This window comes from Listeria rocourtiae subsp. hofi, from assembly GCF_963575615.1.
Lineage (GTDB): Bacteria > Bacillota > Bacilli > Lactobacillales > Listeriaceae > Listeria_A > Listeria_A hofi.
Genome location: NZ_CAUYTL010000025.1, coordinates 1 through 24,467 on the forward strand (window position 1 = coordinate 1; position 24,467 = coordinate 24,467).

26 protein-coding genes, 1 rRNA gene and 1 other annotated feature are annotated in these 24,467 nt (G+C 43.9%); all 27 genes read left to right on the top strand.

Translation table 11 applies throughout. From position 1 onward, the window contains the following. A 5S ribosomal RNA gene (gene rrf / locus R8925_RS10865) occupies positions 1-71 on the top strand; the annotation flags it as partial. Between the two features lie 146 nt (positions 72-217). Further along, entirely contained in the window at positions 218-676 is a 459-nt protein-coding gene (locus tag R8925_RS10870) for a CtsR family transcriptional regulator (RefSeq protein WP_430535888.1), read from the top strand. 10 nt (positions 677-686) lie between these two features. After that, complete coding sequence (locus R8925_RS10875; protein ID WP_430535889.1) at positions 687-1,196, top strand: UvrB/UvrC motif-containing protein; 510 nt, start codon at positions 687-689, stop codon at positions 1,194-1,196. Beyond that, complete coding sequence (locus R8925_RS10880) at positions 1,186-2,214, top strand: protein arginine kinase (protein ID WP_430535890.1); 1,029 nt, start codon at positions 1,186-1,188, stop codon at positions 2,212-2,214. Before R8925_RS10875 ends, R8925_RS10880 begins: the two co-directional genes overlap by 11 nt. 28 nt (positions 2,215-2,242) lie before the next feature. Beyond that, positions 2,243-4,765, top strand: coding sequence for an ATP-dependent Clp protease ATP-binding subunit (locus R8925_RS10885; protein WP_430535891.1), 2,523 nt, complete (start codon positions 2,243-2,245; stop codon positions 4,763-4,765). A 124-nt stretch (positions 4,766-4,889) separates the two neighbouring features. Further along, positions 4,890-5,891 carry an aldo/keto reductase gene (locus R8925_RS10890; RefSeq protein WP_430535892.1) on the top strand — a complete coding sequence of 334 codons (1,002 nt, stop codon included), beginning with the start codon at positions 4,890-4,892 and terminating at the stop codon, positions 5,889-5,891. 115 nt (positions 5,892-6,006) lie between these two features. Then, positions 6,007-8,613: a phosphoenolpyruvate synthase gene (gene ppsA / locus R8925_RS10895; RefSeq protein WP_430535893.1), complete on the top strand. Its 2,607-nt coding sequence runs from the start codon at positions 6,007-6,009 to the stop codon at positions 8,611-8,613. A 143-nt stretch (positions 8,614-8,756) separates the two neighbouring features. Beyond that, entirely contained in the window at positions 8,757-10,130 is a 1,374-nt protein-coding gene (gene radA, locus R8925_RS10900) for a DNA repair protein RadA (RefSeq protein WP_430535894.1), read from the top strand. A 120-nt stretch (positions 10,131-10,250) separates the two neighbouring features. Continuing rightward, positions 10,251-11,324 carry a PIN/TRAM domain-containing protein gene (locus tag R8925_RS10905; protein ID WP_430535895.1) on the top strand — a complete coding sequence of 358 codons (1,074 nt, stop codon included), beginning with the start codon at positions 10,251-10,253 and terminating at the stop codon, positions 11,322-11,324. A gap of 25 nt (positions 11,325-11,349) precedes the next feature. Then, positions 11,350-12,045 carry a 2-C-methyl-D-erythritol 4-phosphate cytidylyltransferase gene (gene ispD, locus R8925_RS10910; protein WP_430539438.1) on the top strand — a complete coding sequence of 232 codons (696 nt, stop codon included), beginning with the start codon at positions 11,350-11,352 and terminating at the stop codon, positions 12,043-12,045. Beyond that, positions 12,042-12,515, top strand: coding sequence for a 2-C-methyl-D-erythritol 2,4-cyclodiphosphate synthase (gene ispF, locus R8925_RS10915; protein ID WP_430535896.1), 474 nt, complete (start codon positions 12,042-12,044; stop codon positions 12,513-12,515). The genes ispD and ispF overlap by 4 nt, the downstream gene beginning before the upstream one ends. Before the next feature lie 13 nt (positions 12,516-12,528). After that, positions 12,529-14,001 carry a glutamate--tRNA ligase gene (gltX, locus tag R8925_RS10920; RefSeq protein ID WP_430535897.1) on the top strand — a complete coding sequence of 491 codons (1,473 nt, stop codon included), beginning with the start codon at positions 12,529-12,531 and terminating at the stop codon, positions 13,999-14,001. 108 nt (positions 14,002-14,109) lie between these two features. Next, complete coding sequence (locus tag R8925_RS10925) at positions 14,110-14,592, top strand: GNAT family N-acetyltransferase (RefSeq protein WP_430535898.1); 483 nt, start codon at positions 14,110-14,112, stop codon at positions 14,590-14,592. A 542-nt stretch (positions 14,593-15,134) separates the two neighbouring features. Continuing rightward, a complete protein-coding gene (gene cysE / locus R8925_RS10930; protein WP_430539439.1) occupies positions 15,135-15,767 on the top strand; it encodes a serine O-acetyltransferase in 633 nt (210 codons plus the stop codon). Further along, positions 15,764-17,182, top strand: coding sequence for a cysteine--tRNA ligase (gene cysS / locus R8925_RS10935; RefSeq protein WP_430535899.1), 1,419 nt, complete (start codon positions 15,764-15,766; stop codon positions 17,180-17,182). The genes cysE and cysS overlap by 4 nt, the downstream gene beginning before the upstream one ends. A gap of 3 nt (positions 17,183-17,185) precedes the next feature. Beyond that, positions 17,186-17,584: a Mini-ribonuclease 3 gene (locus tag R8925_RS10940; protein WP_430535900.1), complete on the top strand. Its 399-nt coding sequence runs from the start codon at positions 17,186-17,188 to the stop codon at positions 17,582-17,584. A 15-nt stretch (positions 17,585-17,599) separates the two neighbouring features. Then, positions 17,600-18,349 carry a 23S rRNA (guanosine(2251)-2'-O)-methyltransferase RlmB gene (gene rlmB / locus R8925_RS10945; RefSeq protein ID WP_430535901.1) on the top strand — a complete coding sequence of 250 codons (750 nt, stop codon included), beginning with the start codon at positions 17,600-17,602 and terminating at the stop codon, positions 18,347-18,349. A 2-nt stretch (positions 18,350-18,351) separates the two neighbouring features. Next, the gene (locus R8925_RS10950; RefSeq protein WP_036071364.1) at positions 18,352-18,864 is read left to right on the top strand and encodes an NYN domain-containing protein; all 513 of its coding nucleotides are present in this window, start codon (positions 18,352-18,354) and stop codon (positions 18,862-18,864) included. An 88-nt stretch (positions 18,865-18,952) separates the two neighbouring features. After that, on the top strand, positions 18,953-19,573 hold the full coding sequence (locus R8925_RS10955) for an RNA polymerase factor sigma-70 (protein WP_430535902.1): 621 nt from the start codon (positions 18,953-18,955) through the stop codon (positions 19,571-19,573). Positions 19,574-19,821: 248 nt separating this feature from the next. Further along, a complete protein-coding gene (gene rpmG, locus R8925_RS10960) occupies positions 19,822-19,971 on the top strand; it encodes a 50S ribosomal protein L33 (protein ID WP_077912489.1) in 150 nt (49 codons plus the stop codon). A gap of 20 nt (positions 19,972-19,991) precedes the next feature. Then, positions 19,992-20,171, top strand: a complete 180-nt coding sequence (secE, locus tag R8925_RS10965) for a preprotein translocase subunit SecE (protein ID WP_036060214.1) — start codon at positions 19,992-19,994, stop codon at positions 20,169-20,171. A gap of 152 nt (positions 20,172-20,323) precedes the next feature. Next, positions 20,324-20,857, top strand: coding sequence for a transcription termination/antitermination protein NusG (nusG, locus tag R8925_RS10970; protein ID WP_036060216.1), 534 nt, complete (start codon positions 20,324-20,326; stop codon positions 20,855-20,857). 366 nt (positions 20,858-21,223) lie between these two features. Then, the gene (locus R8925_RS10975) at positions 21,224-21,511 is read left to right on the top strand and encodes an Imm63 family immunity protein (protein WP_430535903.1); all 288 of its coding nucleotides are present in this window, start codon (positions 21,224-21,226) and stop codon (positions 21,509-21,511) included. A gap of 335 nt (positions 21,512-21,846) precedes the next feature. Then, positions 21,847-22,272 (top strand): 50S ribosomal protein L11, encoded by a 426-nt coding sequence (gene rplK, locus R8925_RS10980; protein WP_036071367.1) that lies wholly within the window; start codon positions 21,847-21,849, stop codon positions 22,270-22,272. A gap of 177 nt (positions 22,273-22,449) precedes the next feature. Beyond that, on the top strand, positions 22,450-23,139 hold the full coding sequence (gene rplA / locus R8925_RS10985; protein WP_036071368.1) for a 50S ribosomal protein L1: 690 nt from the start codon (positions 22,450-22,452) through the stop codon (positions 23,137-23,139). Positions 23,140-23,200: 61 nt separating this feature from the next. Then, positions 23,201-23,344 (top strand) — a sequence feature (ribosomal protein L10 leader region). Positions 23,345-23,395: 51 nt separating this feature from the next. Then, positions 23,396-23,896 carry a 50S ribosomal protein L10 gene (gene rplJ / locus R8925_RS10990; protein ID WP_036071369.1) on the top strand — a complete coding sequence of 167 codons (501 nt, stop codon included), beginning with the start codon at positions 23,396-23,398 and terminating at the stop codon, positions 23,894-23,896. 77 nt (positions 23,897-23,973) lie between these two features. Then, entirely contained in the window at positions 23,974-24,342 is a 369-nt protein-coding gene (gene rplL, locus R8925_RS10995) for a 50S ribosomal protein L7/L12 (protein WP_430535904.1), read from the top strand. Positions 24,343-24,467 lie beyond the last annotated feature (125 nt).

Genomic DNA, 24,467 nt, shown 5'->3' on the forward strand with positions numbered 1-24,467 from the left:
ACGGAAGTTAAGCTTTTCAGCGCCGATGGTAGTAGGGGGCTTCCCCCTGTGAGAGTAGGTCGTCGCCGGGCAATGTACATATTTTGAAAACACTAAACGATATAAGGTTTAGTGTTTTCTTTGTTTGAGAGCTAATTCTTTGCAATTAGGCTCTTTTTTTTAGTATAATTAAAGTCAAAAATAGTCAAAGTCAGTGTGGTGAAAGGAGTGCATCCTTATGAAGAATATATCGGATATTATTGAGGCTTATTTGAAGCAGGTTCTTGAGGCTAGTGAGGCTGTTGAGATTAAGCGAAGTGAGATGGCGGATCAGTTTCAGTGTGTGCCTTCTCAGATTAATTATGTGATTAATACGCGCTTTACGATGGAGCGTGGCTATTTGGTTGAGAGTAAGCGTGGTGGTGGTGGCTATATTAGAATTATTAAGGTTAAAATGAATGATAAATTGCAGTTGTTAGACGCCATTATTGTGATGGTGCATGAGAAGAAGGTGTCGCAAAACTTTGCGGAGGATGTCTTGCTCAGATTGTTGGAGGAAGAGGTTGTTTCTAAGAGAGAGGCGCGTTTGATGCTGGCTGCGATGGATCGGAATGTGATTGCTTTGCCTTTACCTGAGCGTGATATTGTTCGAAGTCGGATGCTTGAGGCGATGCTTGAGGCATTGAAATACGAGTAGGAGGCGTTTTATGATTTGTCAGAGTTGTGGGGAGAATGAGGCGAATATTGAAATTAGGCATGAGTTTAATGGACAGACGTTCTCGGTATTTTTGTGTAAGGGGTGTGCGGAGGCGCAGAGTATGGCTTATATGGAGGAGCAGGTGGCTGAGAATAGTGTAGACTTCTTGAGTTTATTGCAGAAGACGCCGGAAAAAGATGTCGAGATGCTGGAGTGTGAGTATTGTGGGATGTCTTTGCAGGCGGTGATGGATTCGTCTAAACTAGGCTGTGAGCATTGTTATGATAAGTTTGCAGAGAATGTGATGCAGATGGTAGAGCGGGCTCAAAATGGGAATAAGGCCCATGTTGGGAAGGTTCCGCTTGCTGAGAAGGAAGTTTTGGCGGTGGAGGAACAGTTGCAGGTTTTGCAGGATCGGATTGTTTTGCTGATTGCTGAGGAGTCTTTCGAGGAGGCGGCGGTGGTTCGGGATCAGATTAAGGCTTTGAAAGAGGATGGAGCTGGTTTGGGTGGGGAATGAGCATTTGTTTGAACCGGTGCTTAGTTCTTGGTTGAAGTCGGATGGGCCGGAGAATGATGTTGTGATTAGTTCGCGGGTGAGGTTGGCTCGAAACTTTAAGGAATGGAACTTTTCTGGCGCTGGTTTGGAGCTGTTGGAGCGCATTCGTGAGGTGTTTGGTGACGGTGAATTTCCAATTTTGGAGATGGGGGATTTGTCGTTGTTACAGCGCGGAATGCTTGTGGAGCGGCACTTGATTAGTCCAGAGCTGATGCGTCGGCATGAGTTTGGTGCGGTGATGATTAGTAAGGATGAAAAGGCGAGTGTGATGTTTAATGAGGAGGATCATATTCGGATTCAGTGTATGGCGCCTGGGCTTCAGTTGGAGCATGTGTTGGATGCGGCATTTAAGTTGGATGATGCATTTGAGAGGAAAATGCCGTATGCTTTTGATAAGCGGTTAGGGTATTTGACGACATGTGTGACGAATGTTGGAACGGGTCTTAGGGCTTCTGTGATGGTTCATTTGCCGGGATTAGTTGCAACAAAACAGTTACAAAAAACGATAGAAGCGATTAGAAGGTACGGTTTTGTGGTAAGAGGAATGTATGGGGAAGGAAGTCGGCCTGCAAGCAATATTTTTCAGATTTCAAATCAAGTGACATTGGGGAAGACGGAGCTTGAGATTGTGCAAAATTTGTCTGATGTGATGGAGCAGCTTATTATGCAGGAACGGGTTTGCCGAACCAAATTGAAACAAAAGTTCCATATTGTGATGGAGGACAGAATTTTCAGAGCATATGGGATGTTGAAACATAGTCGGATATTGGCACAGAAAGAAGCAGCGGACGCTATTTCTGACTTGCGATTAGGAGTGCAGATGGGATATATTGAGCATATACCTAGTCAAAAGGTCAATGAACTGATATTATTTTCGCAACCAGCTTTTTTACGAAAGTTTGCGCAGCGGGATATGAATGAATTGGAAGAAAAAGTGATTCGGGCTGCAGCTATCCGGGATATTTTGGATACATACTAGGCTTCGAAAATTGGAGGAGGAAACTACCATGATGTTTGGAAGATTTACACAGAGAGCGCAGAAAGTATTGGCTTTGTCACAGGAAGAAGCTATGAGATTAAAACATAGTAATTTGGGAACGGAACATATTTTGTTAGGGCTAGTTCGTGAGGGCGAGGGTATCGCTGCGAAGGCGTTATATGAGCTTGGAATTAGTTCAGACAAAGTGCAAAAGGAAGTAGAGAGTTTGATCGGTGAGGGTGAGACTGCCGTGCAAACGATTCAATATACGCCACGTGCGAAAAAAGTGATTGAGTTGTCGATGGATGAGGCGCGTAAACTTGGTCATACGTATGTCGGCACGGAGCATATTTTGCTCGGTCTGATTCGAGAAGGTGAGGGAATTGCGGCTCGTGTGCTTGGAAATCTTGGTGTTAGCTTGAACAAGGCGCGCCAACAAGTATTGCAATTGCTTGGTGGCGGGGATGGGGCGGCTTCTGGCCGTTCTACTAATACACAGGCGACACCGACATTGGATAGCTTAGCGCGGGACTTGACGGTGATTGCTCGGGAAGAGAATTTGGATCCTGTGATTGGCCGTTCGAAGGAAATTCAGCGTGTGATTGAAGTGCTTAGTCGCCGTACAAAGAATAATCCTGTCTTAATCGGAGAGCCTGGGGTTGGTAAAACCGCAATTGCAGAAGGTTTGGCGCAACAGATTGTGCATAATGAGGTTCCGGAGACGCTTCGGGGAAAACGCGTGATGACGCTCGATATGGGGACAGTTGTTGCGGGCACGAAATATCGTGGAGAATTTGAGGATCGCTTGAAAAAAGTGATGGACGAGATTCGCCAGGCTGGAAATGTGATTTTGTTTATCGATGAATTGCATACGTTGATTGGTGCTGGTGGCGCGGAAGGTGCAATTGATGCATCGAACATTTTGAAACCTTCGCTTGCTCGTGGTGAGTTGCAATGTATTGGTGCGACAACGCTTGATGAATACCGGAAATATATTGAAAAGGATGCAGCGCTTGAAAGACGTTTTCAACCGATTCGTGTAGAGGAACCGACTGTGGAGGAATCTATTCAAATCTTGCGGGGGCTTCGAGATCGTTATGAGGCGCATCACCGTGTTGCAATTACAGATGGCGCGCTTGATGCGGCTGTGAGGCTGTCGGATCGTTATATTTCGGATCGTTTTTTGCCAGATAAAGCAATCGATGTGATTGATGAGGCAGGATCTAAGGTTCGTTTGAAGGCTTATACGACGCCTGCGAATGTGAAGGAAATGGAATCCAACTTGGCCGAACTGAAAAAAGAGAAAGATGCTGCGGTACAAGGTCAAGAGTTTGAGAAAGCGGCTTCGTTGCGCGATAAGGAACAACGGTTAAGACGTGAACTTACGGAGAAGAAGAAGGATTGGCATGAGAAGCAAGGCCAGGATAATAGTGAGGTAACGGAGGAGGTTGTTGCAGAGGTTGTTGCAAGCTGGACTGGTATTCCGGTTACGAAGCTAGGAGAGACGGAAACGGATAAATTGCTAAATATGGAGTCGTTGCTTCATAAACGTGTGATTGGTCAAGATGAGGCAGTTAAGGCGGTTTCATTGGCAGTAAGACGTGCACGGGCAGGGCTTAAAGATCCGAAGCGTCCGATTGGGTCGTTTATCTTCTTAGGACCTACTGGTGTTGGTAAAACTGAATTGGCGCGAGCGGTTGCTGAATCGATGTTTGGCGATGAAGAAGCAATGATTCGCATTGATATGTCAGAGTATATGGAGAAATTCTCGACGGCGCGTCTTGTTGGGGCTCCTCCAGGTTATGTCGGTTATGAAGAAGGTGGGCAATTAACGGAAAAAATTCGCCAAAAACCTTATTCTGTTGTCCTATTAGATGAGATTGAAAAAGCGCATCCTGATGTATTTAATATGTTGTTGCAAGTGCTAGATGATGGACGTTTGACCGATTCTAAAGGTCGGGTTGTTGATTTCCGAAATACGGTTATTATCATGACGTCAAATATTGGAGCACAGGAGCTGAAGGATGATAAATCAGTTGGCTTCAATGTTTCTGATATGACGAAGGACCATAAGGCAATGCAACACCGGATGTTGCAGGAACTAAAAAAAGCGTTTCGGCCTGAGTTTATTAACCGGATTGATGAATCGATTGTTTTCCATTCATTGGATGATAAGGAATTGAAGCAAATCGTGACATTGCTTACAGAGCAGTTGACGAAGCGTCTGGGTGAGCGCAATATTCATGTTAGCTTGACAGAGAGTGCGAAGGCTAAAATTGCGAAAGATGGCTATGATCCAGAGTATGGAGCTCGTCCGCTGAAACGGGCGATTCAGAAAAATATCGAGGATCGTTTGTCGGAGGAGCTATTGCGTGGAACGGTCAAAGTTGGCGATACGGTTGTTATTGGGACTAAAGCTGGTGAGTTGACGGTTCAGGTGAAGGAGAAGAAGAAAGTCGCTCCTAAGAAGAAAACCACAACGACTGCTACGAAGACAAAAGCAAAGGCGAAACCGAAAACAAAGACGGCTAAGCCTAAGAAATCGGAATAAGTGATTTAAAAAGTGATGGGAATCTGAAATTGGATTTTCATCACTTTTTTGTTATCGCTTGTGTTGGAGTGGACTTCAAGGATTATACTACTGTGGAAGGCATAATTGTTAGGAGGATAAATAGATGGAATATATGAAATTTGGGAACACGGGCATGGATGTTTCGCGGATTTGTTTGGGAGCAATGGGATTTGGTGATGCAGAGAAGTGGACGCATAAGTGGGTTTTGGATGAGGAGCACAGTCGGCCGGTAATTAAGAGAGCGCTTGAATTAGGGATTAATTTTTTTGATACGGCAAATATTTATTCGTTGGGCGAGAGTGAGAAAATTCTTGGGAAAGCGCTGAAAGATTGGGGGAACAGGGAGGATATTGTTTTGGCAACGAAAGTACATCAGATTATGCGCCCCGGTAAGCCGAATGGTGGCGGGCTTTCGCGCAAGGCGATTTTAAGTGAGATTAACCATAGTTTGGAACGGTTAGGAACAGACTATGTAGATTTGTATATTATTCATCGATGGGATTATGAGACCCCCATTGAAGAGACGATGGAGGCGTTGCATGATGTGGTGAAGTCTGGGAAAGCGCGTTATATTGGAGCGAGTGCGATGTATGCGTGGCAGTTCCAGAAGGCTCAGCGTGTGGCAGAGCGCAATGGTTGGACGAAATTTATTTCGATGCAAAATCATTATAATATGATTTATCGGGAGGAAGAGCGTGAGATGGTGCCATTTTGCCGGGATGAAAAAATTGCTTTGATGCCGTACAGTCCGCTTGCTTCTGGTCGCTTAACGCGTGATTGGTCGGAAACTAGTTTGCGTTCAGAGACGGATCATGTGCAACACTCGAAATATGATGGAATGATGGAATCGGATCGCGGGATTGTGGAGCGAATAGCGGAAGTTGCGACAAATCGTGGCGTGACGCGTGATAAGATTGCGCTTGCTTGGTTGCTAAATAAGGATCAAGTGGTTTCTCCGATTGTGGGTGCACAAAAAGAAAGCCATCTCGAGAGTGCGGTGGCTGCGCTTGATATTAAGTTGACCGCGGATGAGATGAGCTATTTGGAGGAATTGTATGTACCACATCCATTAGTTGGACTGATTCCAGATCCTCGTAATGCATAATGTGGAGCTCTCCCTACTCTAACTATACCATTTAAAATTGCTAAAATATAGACTTTTATTATTTTTTGTAACTGGTAAAATGGGGTAGTATATGAATAGTTGGGAGAGATGTTGAATGAGCTCATTTGTTCTAGATTTTCAGGAAATGACGGATAGGGAACTGCTACTTGTTGGCGGGAAAGGACTAAACCTTGGCAAATTGTCAAAAATTCAAGGGGTTCGTGTGCCAACAGGTTTTTGCGTGACGACAGAAGGATTTCGATTGGCAGTGGAAAAGAACGATTCGTATCAAGCTTTGTTGGCCGAACTTGCCGATTTGAGTGTCGAGGATTTAGAGCGAGTTGCCGAAATTAGTAGTAAAATCCGGGAGCTTATTGAAGGGATAGTAATGCCTTCTGAGATTGGGCGTGAGGTGGCGCGTTACCTTTCTCGATTTGGTGAAGAGGACGCTTATGCAGTTCGTTCTAGTGCAACCGCAGAGGATTTACCACAGGCGTCTTTTGCTGGGCAGCAGGATACGTATTTGAATGTCATTGGGGTAGAGTCGATTTTGCAACATATTAGCAAGTGTTGGGCATCATTGTTTACTAATCGTGCGGTGATTTACAGGATGCAAAATGGATTCGATCATCGCCAAGTTTATTTAGCGGTTGTGATTCAAAAAATGGTTTTTCCAGATGCTTCGGGGATTTTGTTTACGGCTGACCCGGTGACGGCAAACCGAAAAATGGTGTCGATTGACGCGAGTTTTGGACTGGGTGAGGCGCTCGTTTCGGGGATTGTTTCGGCGGATTCATACAGGATTCGGGATGGCGTAATTGTGGATACAATGGTTGCTACTAAAAAATTGGCGATTTATGGAGATCAAACTGGGGGAACATTGACGCGGGAGCTCGATGTGACGCAGCAAACAGAACAGGTTTTGACGGCGGAGCAGATTTTAGAGTTGGCGCGGATTGGTAGGCTACTTGAAGGATATTTTGGTGGGCCTCAAGATGTGGAGTGGTGTTTAGCAGAGGGGCTTTTTTATATTGTGCAAAGCCGGGCGATTACAACGCTTTATCCGATTCCAGTGGCGGATGATGATGCGAACCGGGTGTATGTGTCTGTGGGGCATCAGCAAATGATGACGGATGCGATGAAGCCGTTAGGATCTGATTTTTATTTGATGACAACACCGGCTCCGATGCGAGTCGCTGGTAGTCGGCTGTTTGTTGATATTACGGGGATGTTGGCGAGTTCGGCTGGGCGAGATAACTTAGTGAATAATTTGGGGCAGTCGGATCCTTTGATGAAAGACGCTTTTGAGACGATTATTGCACGGGAGTTTGTGAAGGCTGTGCCAAATGATGAGAAAGTGCTAAACGTTGCGCCGACGGAGGAGAACTCAGATATTTTTCGGGCGCGGATTGAAAATGATCCAGAGATTCCAGTGGCATTGATAAGTGATAGCCAGGCTTCACTTGAGGTGTCGAAGCTTGAAATGGAGCGGAAGTCTGGGACGGATGTTTTTGATTTTATTGTGGAGGATTTTCAAGTTTTGAAGAAGTATTTGATGAATCCACAGAGTAGTGCGGTATTTTTGACGGCTATGGAGGCGTCTACGTGGTTGAATAATAAGATAGAGGTTTGGCTGGGGGAGAAGAATGTCGCGGATGTTCTGTCTCAGTCGGTGCCGAACAATATTACATCGGAAATGGGGTTGGCATTGCTGGATGTAGCGGATAGGATTCGGCCGTATCCTGAAATTGTGTCGTATTTGGAGCATGCGAATGAGGAAGATTTTTTGTCCGAGCTGAGCCGGTTTGATGGGGGTGAGGCGTCTGCGCATGCGATTCGGGATTATCTTGCCAAATATGGTATGCGTTGTGCAGGGGAGATTGATGTTACGAAGGCGCGTTGGGTGGAGAACCCCGCGATTCTAATTCCGATGATACTAAGCAATATTAAGAATTTTGATGCTGGTGCCAGTGCGATGAAATTTGAGCAAGGACGACATGAGGCTTTGGAAAAAGAGCAGGAAATTTTGGCACGATTGAAGTTGTTGCCGGGCGGTGAGTCGAAAGCGCTGGAGGCGGAGCGTGTGATTCGCTTGATTCGAAATTTTATGGGGTACCGGGAATATCCGAAATATGCGATGATTAGTCGCTATTTTATCTATAAGGAAGCTTTGATGCGCGAGGCTAGGAAGCTAGTTGAACTGGGTATTATTCATGAAAGTGGGGATGTACATTATCTTCATTTTACGGAATTTCGCGATGTGGTTGAGACCGGAGAAGTGGATTATCGGGTTATTGATGCGCGCAAACAGGCATACGAATTGGATAAGAAATTGACGCCGCCGCGTATTATCACTTCGGATGGAGAAGTTATTTCTGGGAGCTATGTTCGAGAGGAGATTCCAGATGGCGCACTGGTTGGTTTGCCGGTTTCAGCTGGAACAATCGAGGGACGTGCGCGAGTTATCTTGAAAATGGAAGATGCCGATTTGGAACCAGGGGATATTTTGGTTACGGCTTTTACGGATCCGAGCTGGACACCGCTTTTTGTATCAATCAAGGGTTTGGTTACAGAAGTTGGTGGTGTCATGACGCACGGTGCGGTGATTGCTCGCGAGTACGGATTGCCAGCAGTGGTAGGCGTTGAAGGGGCCACGAAGCTGATTTCAGATGGGCAACGGATTCGAGTGCATGGAACGGAAGGGTATATTGAATTACTGTAAGAAGAGAGGGCGTGATTGCCTTCTTTTTTTACGTGAAAAAGTGAGAATCTGGTTTGAAAATGGAATTTTGATGTTGGGTGATTTTTAGTGTGAAAAGTGTGGTAGAATAGGGACAGATATGAAATTTGGAAGGTGATTTAAAAATGGCGAAAGCTAAGCGCAGTGTGAAATTTATGTGTCAGGAATGTGGTTATGAGTCACCGAAATGGATGGGTAAATGTCCGAATTGTGGGGCTTGGAATCAGATGGTAGAAATGCTTGAGCCAACGAAAAAAGGGCGGTCATCGTTTACGCATACGGATGAAGTATCTGCTGCTGTGCCTATTACGAAAATTACGAGTGATAATGAGCCACGTTTTTTGACGCAGATGCCGGAGCTTAACCGGGTACTTGGCGGCGGGGTTGTGCAAGGCTCGATGGTGCTCGTTGGTGGGGATCCAGGAATCGGAAAATCAACGTTGCTGTTGCAGGTTTCAGCGCAGCTTACGACAACTGGGAAACGGGTGCTTTATATTTCTGGTGAGGAATCGGTGAAACAGACGAAGCTACGAGCAGAGCGATTGGCTGTGACGGGGGACAATTTGTATGTATATGCGGAGACGAACTTGGAGGCGATTCAGCAGACGATTCAGCACGTGAAGCCTGATTTCGTGATTATTGATTCAATTCAGACGATATATCATCCGGATGTGACGAGCGCAGCGGGTAGTGTATCGCAAGTTCGGGAATGTACAGCGGAGTTGATGCGGATTGCCAAAGGTGGAAATATTGCGGTGTTTATCGTAGGGCATGTGACGAAGGAAGGCGCGATTGCTGGACCGAGGTTACTGGAACATATGGTAGATACGGTACTTTATTTTGAAGGGGAGCGACATCATGCTTACCGAATATTGCGGGCAGTGAAGAATCGGTTTGGATCGACGAATGAAATTGGAATTTTTGAGATGCGCGATATTGGGCTGGTGGAAGTCGCGAACCCGTCTGAGGTATTCTTGGAAGAAAGGTTAGACGGTGCTTCGGGTTCAACGGTTGTTGTTTCGATGGAGGGAACGCGGCCGATTTTGGTAGAAATCCAGGCGCTTATTTCGCCGACGATGTTTGGGAATGCGAAACGGATGGCGACCGGGATGGATCACAACAAGGTATCACTAATTATGGCGGTGCTTGAGAAGCGAGTTGGACTATTATTGCAAAATCAGGACGCTTATTTGAAGGCGGCTGGTGGTGTGAAACTGGATGAGCCTGCGATTGATTTGGCAGTGGCAGTGAGTATCGCGTCAAGCTACAATGATAAGCCTACAAAAAATACGGATTGTTTTATCGGCGAAATTGGTTTGACAGGTGAAATTAGAAGGGTTTCGAGGATTGAGCAGCGTGTACAAGAGGCTGCAAAACTGGGCTTTAAGCGAATTTTCATTCCAGCAAATAATCAAGGGGAGTGGAAGCTTCCGAAAGATGTTAGTATTATTGGGGTTACGACGCTTGGTGATGCGTTAAGTAAGGCGTTACCGAAATAATCTATATGCGGGGCTGTTATTTAGTTGAAACAGTCTCGTTTTAATTGCGATATAGGCTTTTTATAGTGTAGAATGAAGAAGTGTAGACATATTTAAAAAGTAGAGAAGGGAGGAGAAATAATGCTGAAATGGGTAATTAGAATTTGTTTTATGATTCTTGGTGGTACGATTGGCGTGATTAATTTGCCGGGGCTTTGGGAAGCTTTTGGCGTTGATCATATTTTTGTCATTAATAATCCCTATACAGACGCTTTGGTTGGTGCACTTATATTTTATCTTATTACTTTTTGGGCGGTGAAGTATGTTGTAGCTGCTCTGAACTGGTTGGAAAATGGGCTTACGAGCACTTCTAACACAGTGATTATTTATGGCGGTCTGGGGCTTATGATTGGCTTAGTGCTTGCTTTTTTTGCAGGAAATGCATTAACGCAGACGAAAATTCCAATTTTGAATTCAGTTGTGCCGATTATTCTGACTTTGGTGCTTGGTTATTTAGGCTTCCGGGTTGGGATTAGTAGACGCGCAGAATGGGGTAATTTATTTGCGAACCGTGGCGTTAAAAAGAAGACTCCTGAGGAAGTGAAGGAGGAGGCTACAGCGGCACGTGAGTACAAGATTCTGGATACGAGTGTTATTATTGATGGCCGGATTGCGGATATTTTGGCGACGGGATTCCTTGATGGTACGATTGTGATTCCTTTATTTGTATTGGCAGAGTTGCAACATATTGCAGATTCGTCGGACACGCTTAAGCGAACACGTGGTCGGCGTGGTTTGGATATTTTGAACCGACTGCAAAAAGAGGAGTCAATTAAGGTCGAGATGTACGAGGGAGATTTTGAGGAAATTTCAGAAGTAGATAGTAAACTTGTGAAACTGGCAAAAGTGATGCAGGGGAAAGTTGTGACGAATGATTATAACTTGAACAAGGTTTGTGAGTTTCAAAATGTCGCGGTTTTGAATATTAATGACTTGGCAAATGCGGTAAAACCTGTTGTGTTGCCAGGTGAGAAGATGACAGTCCTTGTTGTGAAGGATGGTAAGGAGCACAATCAAGGTGTGGCGTATCTAGACGATGGGACGATGATTGTTGTTGAGGATGGTCGCAAGTTTATTAATGAGACGATTCAGGTAGAGGTAACGAGCGTTTTACAAACTTCTGCTGGTCGGATGATTTTTGCGAAACCGGCTTAATTTGTACTTATAGGAGTAATTCTTGATGAAATATGAATTGATTCTTTTGGCCGCGGGTCAGGGAAAACGGATGGAATTAGGACGGAATAAAATGTGGCTGGAGCTTTCGGGTAATGTTTTATTTTTGCATACGATTCGGACGTTTTTAGAAGATGATGCTTGTTGTCGGATTGTGGTTGTGGTCAAGGAAGATGAGTTGGAGTATGTGCGAGCGATGGTTGATGCGCTTCATGTGCAAAAGGAAATTTTGATTGTGATGGGAGGTTCGGAGCGACAGTATAGTGTGGCAAAGGGGCTAGCAGAATGTGGTCAAATCGCGGATGTTGTGTTAGTGCATGACGGGGCGCGACCTTTTGTAGATCAGGCAATGATTGATCGGTTGTTATCGGGAGTTGCTACGCATGGCGCAACAATTTGTGGGATGCCGGTGAAGGATACGATGAAGCGAGTGCATGATGGCATGGTAGAAGAGACGATTGATCGCTCGGTGTTATGGCAAGTGCAGACGCCACAGGCTTTCCGAACGGAGATTTTGAAGCAAGCGCATGAAATTGCAGCAGCTGCAGAATTTTTAGGAACGGATGAGGCGAGTTTAGTGGAGCGGCTTGGCATGACGGTTCATATGGTTGAGGGCAGTTACAATAATATAAAGGTGACAACGCCAGAGGATATTGCTTTTGCGGAAGCGATTTTGCAGGAGAAATGGAGGAATCGGGTATGATTCGAGTGGGGCAAGGATATGACGTGCACCAGTTAGTTGCAGGAAGAAAGTTGATTATTGGTGGGATTGAGATTCCGTATGAGTTAGGTTTACTTGGACATAGTGATGCGGATGTGCTACTGCATACGGTGACTGATGCGGTGATTGGAGCGGTTGGCAAGCGTGATATTGGTCATTTTTTTCCTGATACGGATATGACTTATAAGGATGCCGATTCGGCGGAGTTGCTGACGAAGGTTTGGACGGAAATCGAGGCGGATGGTTATAAGTTGGGCAATATTGATTGTACGATTATAGCGGAGAAACCGAAGATGGCACCTTATGTGGACGCGATGAAAGTTCGGATTGCTGAGCTTTTGCATGCAACGCCAGAACAAGTAAATGTGAAGGCAACGACATCTGAAAAATTAGGATTTACAGGTCGTGGCGAGGGAATTGCAAGCCTTGCTGTTGTACTTTTAGAAAAATAAAGGAGTGGAAAATATGGGTGAAACTAAAAAAGTTCGTGTTCGTTATGCGCCGAGTCCAACTGGGCATTTGCATATTGGCAATGCGCGTACGGCATTATTTAATTATTTGTTTGCAAGACATAATGGTGGGGATTTTGTGATTCGTATTGAGGATACGGATTTGAAAAGAAACATCGAGAATGGTGAGTCGAGTCAGTTGGAGAACTTGGCGTGGCTTGGTATGGATTGGGATGAGGGCGTGGATAAGGGTGGTGAGTACGGACCTTATCGTCAAAGTGAGCGTCAAGAGTTGTACAATCCGCTGATTGAGCAAATTTTAGAAGAAGGTAAGGCGTATAAGTGCTATTGTACGGCTGAGGAGCTGGAAGCAGAACGTGAGGAACAAAAAGCGAACAGCATGATGCCACGTTATAGTGGGAAATGTCGCCATTTGACAGCGGAACAACGTGCGGAAAAAGAAGCGCAAGGCTTAGAGCCAAGTATTCGTTATGCGGTACAGCCGGGCAAGACGTATACGTTCAATGACATGGTAAAAGGTGATGTGTCGTTTGAATCGGACGGTATTGGTGATTTTGTTATCGTGAAAAAAGACGGTATTCCGACGTATAATTTTGCTGTGGCAATTGATGATTATTTAATGGATATGACGCATGTCTTACGTGGCGATGATCATATTTCGAATACACCGAAGCAGTTGATGATTTATGAAGCATTTGGCTGGGAACCGCCTGTTTTTGGTCATATGACGTTGATTGTGAACGAAAGTAAGCGTAAATTGAGTAAGCGTGATGAGTCGATTATTCAGTTTATCGAGCAGTATAAAGATTTGGGTTATTTACCGGACGCGTTGTTTAACTTTGTGGCGATGCTTGGTTGGTCTCCTGAGGGCGAAGAGGAGATTTTCACGAAAGACGAGTTTATCAAAATTTTCGATCCGAAGCGACTGTCAAAATCACCGGCATTGTTTGATACGCATAAATTGACGTGGGTTAACAATCAATATGTGAAGAAATTGGATCTGGATCAAGTTGTGAATTTGAGTTTGCCACATTTGGTGAAGGCGGGGGTTGTTTCGGCGACTGCTGATGCGGATGAGTTGGCTTGGGTTCGTAAACTTGTATCGCTTTACCATGAACAAATGAGTTATGGTGCCGAGATTGTGGAGCTTTCGGCGATGTTCTTTACGGATGACGTGACGTTTGACTTAGAAGAGAAGGAAGTTCTTTCGGGAGAGCAGGTTCCTGATGTTTTGGCTGCTTTTAAAGATGAGATGGCAACGATTGAGCCGTTTGTTGCAGATGAAGTGAAGGCAGCGATTAAACGTGTGCAAAAAGCGACTGGCGCGAAAGGGAAAGGTTTATTCATGCCAATTCGAATCGCAGTTACAGGCGAAATGCACGGACCGGAGTTACCACAGTCAATTGAGGTTTTAGGACGTGAAAAAGTGGTAAATCGCTTGGAAAATCGTTTGAATGAAGCGAAATAATATTTTTGAAGGAGACTTATCTATTTTTATGGATAGGTCTTTTTTTAGGATTTGCTGAAAATAGTGTATAATCAGATTGTTAGGAAATCAGCTTTGGGGGTATGGCAAATGACAGAGAAATCATTAGAATTTAGATATGCGGTGGAGCAGGACGTGCCGCTTATTTTGGAGTTTATTCGAGAGTTAGCAGATTATGAGAAGATGTTGGACCAGGTTGTAGCGACTGAGGAAATGCTCATGGAATGGCTTTTTGTTAAGGAGAAGGCGGAAGTGATTATCGGAGAATATGATGGGGAAACGGTTGGATTTGCGCTTTTTTTCCATAATTTTTCGACGTTTCTTGGGAGAGCAGGGATTTATTTGGAAGACTTGTATGTTCGCCCGACTGCGCGTGGGAAGGGTTTTGGGAAAGCATTTTTGAAGCAGCTGGCGAAGATTGCAGTGGAGCGTGGCTGTGGCAGATTAGAATGGTGGTGCTTGGACTGGAATCAGCCGAGTATTAATTTTTATTTGACGATGGGTGCGGAGCCGATGGAGGATTGGACGGTTTATCGGATTGCTGGAGATACGTTAGTGGACTTGGCACAGTGATACTCGTTTTTAAAAGTAATTTTTGGTGACGGTGTGTATGCTTCTATGGTACAATGATTTTTAATAAGTTAAAATGTTGATGAGAAGAAGTAGGAAATATGGCGGCTTAATAGAGAGAGCTACGATGGCTGGAAGTGGCTTAGCGCGCGTATTCTGAAATGCATCTCGGAATCTTTGCGGGAAAATTGGAGTATCGCAAAGCGGTGACTGACCGTTATTCAATTGAGATAGGTTTAGGGTATAAATTCTTAGTGTGGGACATGGATGGTGCGCGAAACTTCTTTAAAAGGAAGGGAGCACTGAACGGTGTTTTACGCAAATCGAGCGAAAGCGTTTGTAGTTCACCGAATTTGTGGAAGCCGGAAGCGGAGCATACTTTGGTATGTGAGCACTGGAAGTTCACAAGTTCGGTGAAATGCGAACGCTTGCCGCCGATCACTAAGAATGGACCGCTAAACTTGAATCAGAGTGGGACCGCGGATGCCTCTGTATCTAGGGGTCTTTTTTGCGTTTTAATTCGGGGTAGATAAGGAGGGATTACGATGGCTAGTCGCATGAAAGAGGATATGAAATCGGTGCTGGAAAATGATCCGGCGGCGCGCGGGTATGTGGATGCTTTTTTGAATTATCCGGGGTTGCACGCGATTTGGTGGCATAGGTTTGCGAACTTTTTTTATAGACGCGGAATGGTAGTGTTTTCAAAGTGGTTGTCGCAGGTTGCACGCTTTTTGACAAATGTGGAGATTCACCCAGGAGCAACAATTGGAAGGCGGTTATTTATCGATCATGGGGCTGGGATTGTAATCGGTGAAACGGCGGAGATTGGTGATGATGTGATACTTTTCCATGGCGTGACGCTGGGTGGTACGGGAAAACATCAGGGGAAACGCCACCCTACGGTGAAAAATGGAGTGTTAATTTCGGCGGGGGCTAAAATTCTTGGGCCAATCACGATATGTGAGAATGCTAAAGTGGGAGCTGGTGCGGTGGTTATCAAGGATGTACCGCTTGGTGCGACGGTTGTTGGGGTTCCGGCTAAAGTGGTGAGGCTAAATGGACGCGTGACGCAACATACGGAGCCGCAAGTCGCGGAATTGAAGCGCAGGCTTTCTGAAATAGAAGTGGCGTTTGAGGAATTGAAAAATAATACGCAAAAAGGAGAAGATGAACAATGACTTTGCAAATTTTTAATACATTGTCTCGTGAGAAGGAGGCGTTTGTGCCACTGGAGGATGGTAAGGTCAAGATGTATGTTTGTGGGCCGACTGTTTATAATTATATTCATATTGGGAATGCGCGACCGATTATTGTGTTTGATACAGTGCGCCGTTATTTGACGTATCGCGGTTTTGATGTGAATTTTGTGTCAAATTTTACGGATGTGGATGATAAATTAATTCGCGCAGCGCATGAGTTGGAACTTACAGTGCCTGAGGTTGCGGAGCGTTTTATTGGAGCTTACTTTGAGGATGTACATCAGCTGAATGTGCGCGATGCGAATGTACATCCGCGTGTGACACAGGATATGGATGATATTATTGCTTTTATTAATGCGTTGATTGAGAAGGGATATGCATATGAATCGGCGGGTGATGTGTATTTTCGGACGAAGCAATTTAAGGAATATGGCAAATTGTCGCAGCAACCATTAGATGAGTTACAGCACGGTGCTCGTGTGGAGGCTAATGATCGTAAGGAGGATCAGCTTGATTTTACGTTGTGGAAGGCAGCAAAACCTGGTGAGATTTCATGGGAAAGTCCTTGGGGTGATGGGCGTCCAGGATGGCATATTGAATGCTCGGCGATGGCTCGGAAATATCTCGGGGACACGATTGATATTCATGCAGGTGGACAAGATTTGATTTTCCCACATCATGAGGATGAGATTGCGCAGTCGGAGGCGTTGACGGGGAAACAGTTCGCAAAATACTGGATGCATAATGGTTACATGAACATTGATGGAGAAAAAATGTCGAAGTCGCTGGGGAATTTTATTACGTTGCATGAGGTTTTGGAAAAGCATAATGCAAATGTGGTGCGATTTTTCATGCTGTCTGTGCATTATCGGCGACCAATTTCTTACAGTGAGGCATTGCTTGCAGATGCGGAAAACGGATTGGATCGTTTGCGGACGGCGTATCAGAATGTGGACCATCGGATTCAGGTGGCGGATGAGGATTATTCTGGGACACCAGAAGAGGATGACTGGTTGGAGCAGTTGACGGAGTTGATGCATCAATTTGAAGATGAGATGGATGATGATTTTAATACGGCAAATGCGATTTCGGTCTTTTTCGAATTGGCGAAACGGGCCAATATTTATTTGACGAATGAGCGGATTTCGATTACGGTTTTGCGTGAATTTTTAGGGATGATGACATTGTTTGCGGATGTGCTTGGATTTAAGCTGGACGTGGATGCCGGGGAACATGATTTGAGTGATGCGGAGATTGAGGATTTAATTGAAGAGAGGATTCAGGCGCGGAATGAGCGTGATTTCGCGAGATCGGATGAGATTCGTGATATGTTGAAAGAAAAGCAGATTATTTTGGAAGATACGGCTCAAGGTACGCGCTGGAAAAGGGGTTAATGAATGGCGATTGTGAAGGATTATAAACAATTAAATGGTTTGGCGCTGGCTTATATGGGTGACTCGATATATGAACGTCATATTCGTGAATTATTGTTAGCGGAAGGAAAAACAAAACCAAATCATTTGCATAAAACGGCGACGCAATACGTTTCGGCGAAGGCTCAGGCTTATATTTTACAGACGATGTATGCTGCTGGATTTTTGACGGAGGAAGAAGATCGAATTGCAAAACGTGGGCGTAATGCGAAGTCGAATAGTGTGCCGAAAAACACGGATTTGCAGACGTACAATTTGTCATCGGCTTTTGAAGCGGTGATTGGGTATTTATATTTAGGTGGCGAATCGGAGCGCTTAGACGAGTGGTTAGATTTGGCAACGGAAATTATAAAGGCGAAATAAGGAGGCAATGGCAAAATGGAGCAAGGTCAAGAGTGGATTGCTGGGCGGAATCCGGTAAGTGAAGTTTTAAAATCAGAGCGTGATATCCATAAAATTCTCATTGCGGAAGGCTCGCAAAAGGGAAGCATGCAACAGATTATTGGCGCGGCAAAGGAGCGCAAAATTCAAGTACAAATCGTGCCAAAATCGAAAATCGATAAATTAGTGGACGGTTCGCATCAAGGTGTGGTGGCACAAGTGGCGGCTTATCAGTATGCAGAATTAGACGATCTTTTTGCAAAGGCGGAAGAACGAGGAGAAATGCCGTTTTTCATGATTTTGGATGAGTTGGAGGATCCGCATAACTTGGGATCGATTATGCGGACGGCGGATGCTGTTGGTGCGCACGGGATTATTATTCCGAAGCGCCGATCAGTTGGCTTGACTCAAACGGTTGCCAAGGCTTCAACGGGAGCAATTGAGCATATTCCAGTGGTGCGTGTGACGAATATTAGCCGTACAATGGAAGATTTGCAGAAGCGAGGCTTGTGGATTTTTGGTACGGATGCAAGTGGGAGCAGTGATTACCGGACGATGGATGCGAATATGCCACTGGCGCTTGTGATTGGTAGCGAGGGCTTTGGAATGAGTCGCCTTGTTCGAGAAAAATGTGATTTCCTTGTACATTTACCGATGCGTGGTGCGGTGACCTCATTGAATGCCTCGGTTGCTGCGAGTATTTTGATGTATGAGATATATCGTAAGCGTCTACCGCTCGGTGAATAAAGATGAATCGCGTTATGCTGGTGGATGGCTATAATGTTATTGGAGCATGGCCTGAATTAGCGCGCTTGAAAGCCGGAGATTTAGAGTCGGCACGCAATCAACTAGTGGAGTGGATGGCGGAATACCAGAGTTACACTGGCTACCGAGTGATTGTTGTGTTTGACGCTCAATACGTTCGTGCTAGAGAGCGGAAATATAAGAAAAATAAAGTTGAAATTGTATTTACAAAAGAAGATGAGACGGCAGATGAATACATTGAACAAAAAGCAATCGAATATAAAAATGTTAAAACGCAAGTCATGGTTGCAACGAGTGATTATACGGAACAGTGGGCGATTTTTGGTCAAGGAGCATTGCGGGTCTCTGCACGTGAATTAGTCTTTGAAATTAAGGAAATGGCGCATCAAATCAGTCGTAAAGTAAAGAAAATACAGGAAAATCAGCCTAAAACGGGCTTAAATATCGATTTTGAAACAATTCAGGCTTTGGAAAAGTTACGAAGAGGACGAAAATAGTCATTGACGAGTGCTGGAAAACCCTTGTATAATGAGGTTTACAAAGAAAATACGGAGCGCGATAAAAGGAGGCTTTCTGAAGGTTCCATTGAAAACAAATGACAGTAAACAAGCAGAGATGAGAATGTTGCAGCTCGCGAGATCAGGCGATACATTGGCTATGGAGCATTTTTTCAAGGCATATCAGTCTATCATTTATTGGAAAGCCACACAGTATTTTTTACAAGGTGCGGAGCGCGATGATTTGATTCAAGAAGGTATGATTGGATTGTTCAAAGCGATTCGAGATTACAAGGAAGACAGAGAGGCATCGTTTCGGTCATTTGCGGAGATTTGTATCAATCGGCAAATATTATCGGCTGTCAAGCGTTCAATGCGTCAGAAGAATTATGCGCTGAATAGTTCGGTTTCGATAGATACACCAGTAGAAGATGGCGATGAGATCGACTGGACGCTACTCGATGTGATTTCAGAAAAAGAAGCGATGACCCCTGAAGATTTTCTTATTCAAAATGAGAAATTAGAAGGCATCGCGCAGAAATTAAAAGAAGTGACAAGTGATTTTGAGCGCGAAGTCCTATATCAATATTTAGAAGGAAAAAGCTATCAAGAAATGGCGACATATTTCAATAAAAAAGAAAAAGCGATTGATAATGCGATTCAGCGGGTAAAGAAAAAGATGATGAAACAAGTCGATGAATCGCTCTAATGAATTATTTAGGGGTGCTGCATTTCTAGTTGTCTAGTTCCGCGCGCCAGCTTTTCGGAATTTGTTGTGGGTCTTAGGAAGCGTTCTGAGATTCCTTACCCTAACAAATTCTGTCAAAGCTAACGGGCACGCTCCGCATTTCTATCTTGACTCAAAAGACCATCTAATGGTATATTATTATAGATGTAAAGTGTTGAATGGAGATTTCGACGCTAAAAGCATAGAAATAAGCGGAGTTGATTGTGATTATGAAGAAGAAAACATCACTTGCCTGTTCAGAGTGTGGATCACGAAACTATTCCATCGGTGTCGGCGGTACAGCGCGAACAGAACGGTTAGAAGTGAAGAAATTTTGCAGACACTGTAATAAGCATACACTTCATCGTGAAACAAAATAGTGGATTTGGAGGGGTATAACATGTCAGCAGTTTCAAAATTTTTCCGTAATGTGAAGTCTGAAATGGGCAAGGTTACTTGGCCGACTGGGAAAGAGCTAAGAACTTATACGATTACTGTAATCATTGCCGTAGCTTGTATGGCTGTGTTCTTTATGGTTGTGGACTTTTTAATCGAGATGCTTATTCAGTTTATGCTATAATACTAGGCTTTTTTTACAAAGAATGTTATAATACAATTATTGAGATAGAACCCGGGACGCTTTTCGGGTTTTTTATTTTGGGTTGTTTTTGAACCTGAAATTAAATATCAAAAGGAGGATGACCCCAATTTGGTGGCGGTCAAATGAGACTAATGGAAAAAAGTTGGTATGTTGTACACACCTATTCTGGCTATGAAAATAAAGTCAAAGCAAACCTTGAAAAACGTGTGGAATCAATGGGTATGTCGGATAAAATTTTCCGTGTCATGGTTCCCGAAGAAGAAGAAACAGAAGTGAAAAATGGTAAAACAAAGACGTTGAAGCGTAAAGTGTTCCCAGGTTATGTACTTGTTGAGATTATTATGACCGATGATTCGTGGTATGTCGTCCGTAATACACCTGGCGTAACGGGCTTCGTTGGCTCAGCAGGTGCAGGTTCGAAACCTACTGCGTTACTACCAGAAGAAGCGGATCGCATTCTGAAGAGCATGGGCATGAATGAACGCCGTCAAGAAGCGGATTTCGAGCTTGGTGAGACAGTGATGGTCAAAGAAGGGCCGTTTGCTGAGTTCTCTGGTAAAGTAGAAGAAATCGACAATGACAAGGCAAAAGCGAAAGTTATGGTAAACATGTTTGGTCGCGAAACACCAGTTGAAGTGGATTTCGATCAAATCGAAAGACTGTAAGACGCATGAGTTTTGGTCTAACTGCAGCCATCGTCTCAGCCTTAATAGTAGTCATAGGAGTTATTGCGATGTTTATCTGCGGCTCGATAATATGGCGCGCACTAAAAAAATAAGAGAGGCTTGGATGCGTGTGTATCCGGTTTTCAGCGTGTCGACAAACACTCATTTTCGTCGTTAAAAACTCCATTCCAGTGCTCACGTACTCCAGTACGCTCCGCGCCGGTACTCGCTTTTGCCTAGAAACTAAGCATTTGTCAACACGCTGAAGTTTGGCGACAAATTTATATGAGTTAGTTTTTCTACAGTCTGAGGCTTGGATGCGTGTGTATCCGAGTCTTTCTTTATTCTAAAGGAGGTATTTTGTGAATGGTGTCTAGTGGAGAATACGCCAAGTCGATTTATCTGCAACTAAAAAGTATTGCATCGCTTTATGACATTGACTTTCATCTCTATTTCAAAAACTCTGGCGGATTTGGTGAGCTCTGCATGGATTGGAATGAGGAGGAGGGGTATCTTTTATACGGTGATGAACGTGGCGAAATGGTAAGCTTATTCAAAACACAGGATTTCAACATTTTCAAATATGAAGTTTTTCTCCACCTAGCTTTTCGAATGGGGCTAGAATACGAGCTGAAACATCGCGATCTTACTTAATATTCGCAAAAATGAGGATGATTTATACGGCGATACAAGAAAACGCGCTTTTGAAGAGACGATTAGACTCTTAAGGGCAATAGACGATGGTTGGGCCAAAAATGCAGCCACTCATTACACCGAATACCTCAATATGTGGCGAACTAAGAAAAATGTTCGATATGATTTTGACACCGCGACATTTATATGTAGATAAATTTTAAAACGTAAAAAAATCTTGCAATACAGCGAGCTTAATGTTATTCTATATGAGGTACAATTTGTGCTGTTTTAACGTGGGAGGGGAAATGATTAACCCCATTAAACCACATCACGGACTTAAGGAGGTGTGTCTCGTGGCTAAAAAAGTAATCAAAGAGGTAAAATTGCAAATTCCAGCAGGTAAAGCTAATCCAGCTCCACCAGTTGGTCCAGCACTAGGTCAAGCGGGTGTAAACATTATGGGATTCTGTAAGGAGTTCAATGCGCGCACAAGCGATCAAGCTGGTCTAATTATTCCTGTTGTGATTTCTGTGTATGAAGATCGTTCTTTCACATTCATCACTAAAACTCCGCCAGCAGCAGTCTTGCTTAAAAAAGCAGCTAAAGTTGAAAAAGGATCAGGTGAACCAAACCGTAATAAAGTTGCGGTTGTGAAACGTGCTCAAGTACAAGAAATCGCTGAATTAAAAATGCCGGATCTAAACGCTGCAAATGTTGAATCTGCAATGCGTATGGTTGAAGGTACTGCGCGCAGCATGGGTATTACAATCGAAGACTAATACCAATCATGTATTACGCGTATCAGGAATAAGAAAAAGAACAACTGAACGAAGCGGGTCGAACCGTTTATCATATTTAGAATAATACGTTCATCTTTTCTTATTTCAAATCAGGTCTCGCATCTGATTTACGTGGGAGGAAATTCCGATATAACCACAGAATAGGAGGAAAAAAGAATGGCTAAGAAAGGTAAAAAGTATCAAGACGCTGTCAAGCTAATCGATACTGACAAAGCTTATTCCGTTGAAGAAGCTGTCGAACTTGCTCAAAAAGCAGACTTCGCTAAATTCGATGCAACTGTTGAAGTAGCATTTCGTTTAGGCGTTGACCCTAAAAAAGCAGATCAACAAATCCGCGGCGCTGTTGTACTTCCGAATGGAACAGGTAAAACACAACGCGTATTAGTATTTGCAAAAGGCGAAAAAGCAAAAGAAGCTGAGGCTGCTGGCGCTGATTACGTTGGAGAAGGCGATTACGTAACTAAAATTAACCAAGGTTGGTTTGAATTTGACGTTATCGTAGCAACACCTGATATGATGGGTGAAGTTGGTAAATTAGGCCGTGTCTTAGGACCAAAAGGTTTAATGCCAAACCCTAAAACAGGAACAGTAACAATGGACGTAACAAAAGCAGTGAACGAAATCAAAGCTGGTAAAGTAGAATACCGCGTTGACAAGTCTGGTAATGTCCACACTGCGATTGGTAAAGTATCATTTGATGCTGCTAAGCTTGTTGAGAACTTCCGTACAATTAACGATGTTCTTCAAAAAGCAAAACCTGCTGCGGCTAAGGGAGTATATGTAAAAAACGTAACCGTTACAACTACATTTGGTCCTGGTGTTAAAGTAGATCCATCTTCATTCTAAGTTTTTCTTAGGATTGAGCTTGACGGCGTGATTCTATTTTGGTAGAATAGCAAAGTCGAAACAAAACAGAATATCCTAACCGTAGACAGCAGGCGCGTCTTGTACGCTTAATTTTGCCCGCCGAGGATTTTGAAAGTTAGATTCATTGTGAACTTAACTTGTGAACCCCTCACGTCTACGGTGTGAGGGGTTTCTTATATGCTTTAGGGTCGTTTTTACGGCTTTAGAACAATCACGATGGAGGTGGAAAACAAAGATGAGTAAAATTTTAGAATTGAAACAAGGTGCTGTTAATGAAATCACTACGAAATTCAAAGACAGTGCTTCTACAGTAATCGTTGACTATCGCGGTTTAACAGTTGCTGAAATCACCGAATTACGTAAACAATTACGTGAAGCTGGTATTGATTTTAAAGTATACAAGAACTCGTTAATGCGTCGTGCTGCTGAGGCTGCGGGCTTAGAAGGTTTAAACGAAGTATTGACAGGTCCTAGCGCGATCGCTTTCAGTAATGAAGACGTTGTTGCTCCTGCTAAAATTATTCATGAATTTGCGGAGAAACATGAAGCACTAGAAATTAAAGCTGGTATCATCGAAGGTAAAGTATCTTCAGTTGAAGATGTTAAAGCACTTGCTTCTCTACCATCACGCGAAGGTTTACTATCTATGCTGCTTAGCGTACTTCAAGCTCCAGTTCGTAACTTGGCACTTGCAACAAAAGCTGTTGCAACCCAAAAAGAAGAACAAGGCGCTTAATTTTCAAACCGGTGACTCTTCACCAACAACCAAATCGGCATAGACCGAAAATTATATTATAATGGAGGAATTTCAAAATGGCTTTAAACATTGAAGAAATCATTGCTTCCGTAAAAGAAGCAACTGTACTAGAATTAAACGATTTAGTAAAAGCAATCGAAGAAGAATTTGGCGTAACTGCTGCTGCTCCTGTAGCTGCTGGTGCTGCTGCTGGTGGCGCTGCTGCCGCTGAACAAACTGAATTTACAGTAGAACTAGCTTCTGCTGGAGATCAAAAAATCAAAGTTATCAAAGTGGTTCGTGAAATCACTGGTCTTGGCTTGAAAGAAGCTAAAGAAGTTGTAGATAACGCTCCTAAAGCTCTTAAAGAAGGCGTTTCTAAAGAAGAAGCAGACGAAATCGTTGCTAAACTTGAAGAAGTTGGCGCTAACGTAGCTGTTAAGTAATAAAAGTTGAACGTGCCCGTCAGCTTCGACAGAAATTGTTAGGGGCGAATGAATGTTCATTTCATTCACAACTCATATTGTGGTTCTAAGGAATCATAAAACGCTTCCTAAGAACCACAACAAAT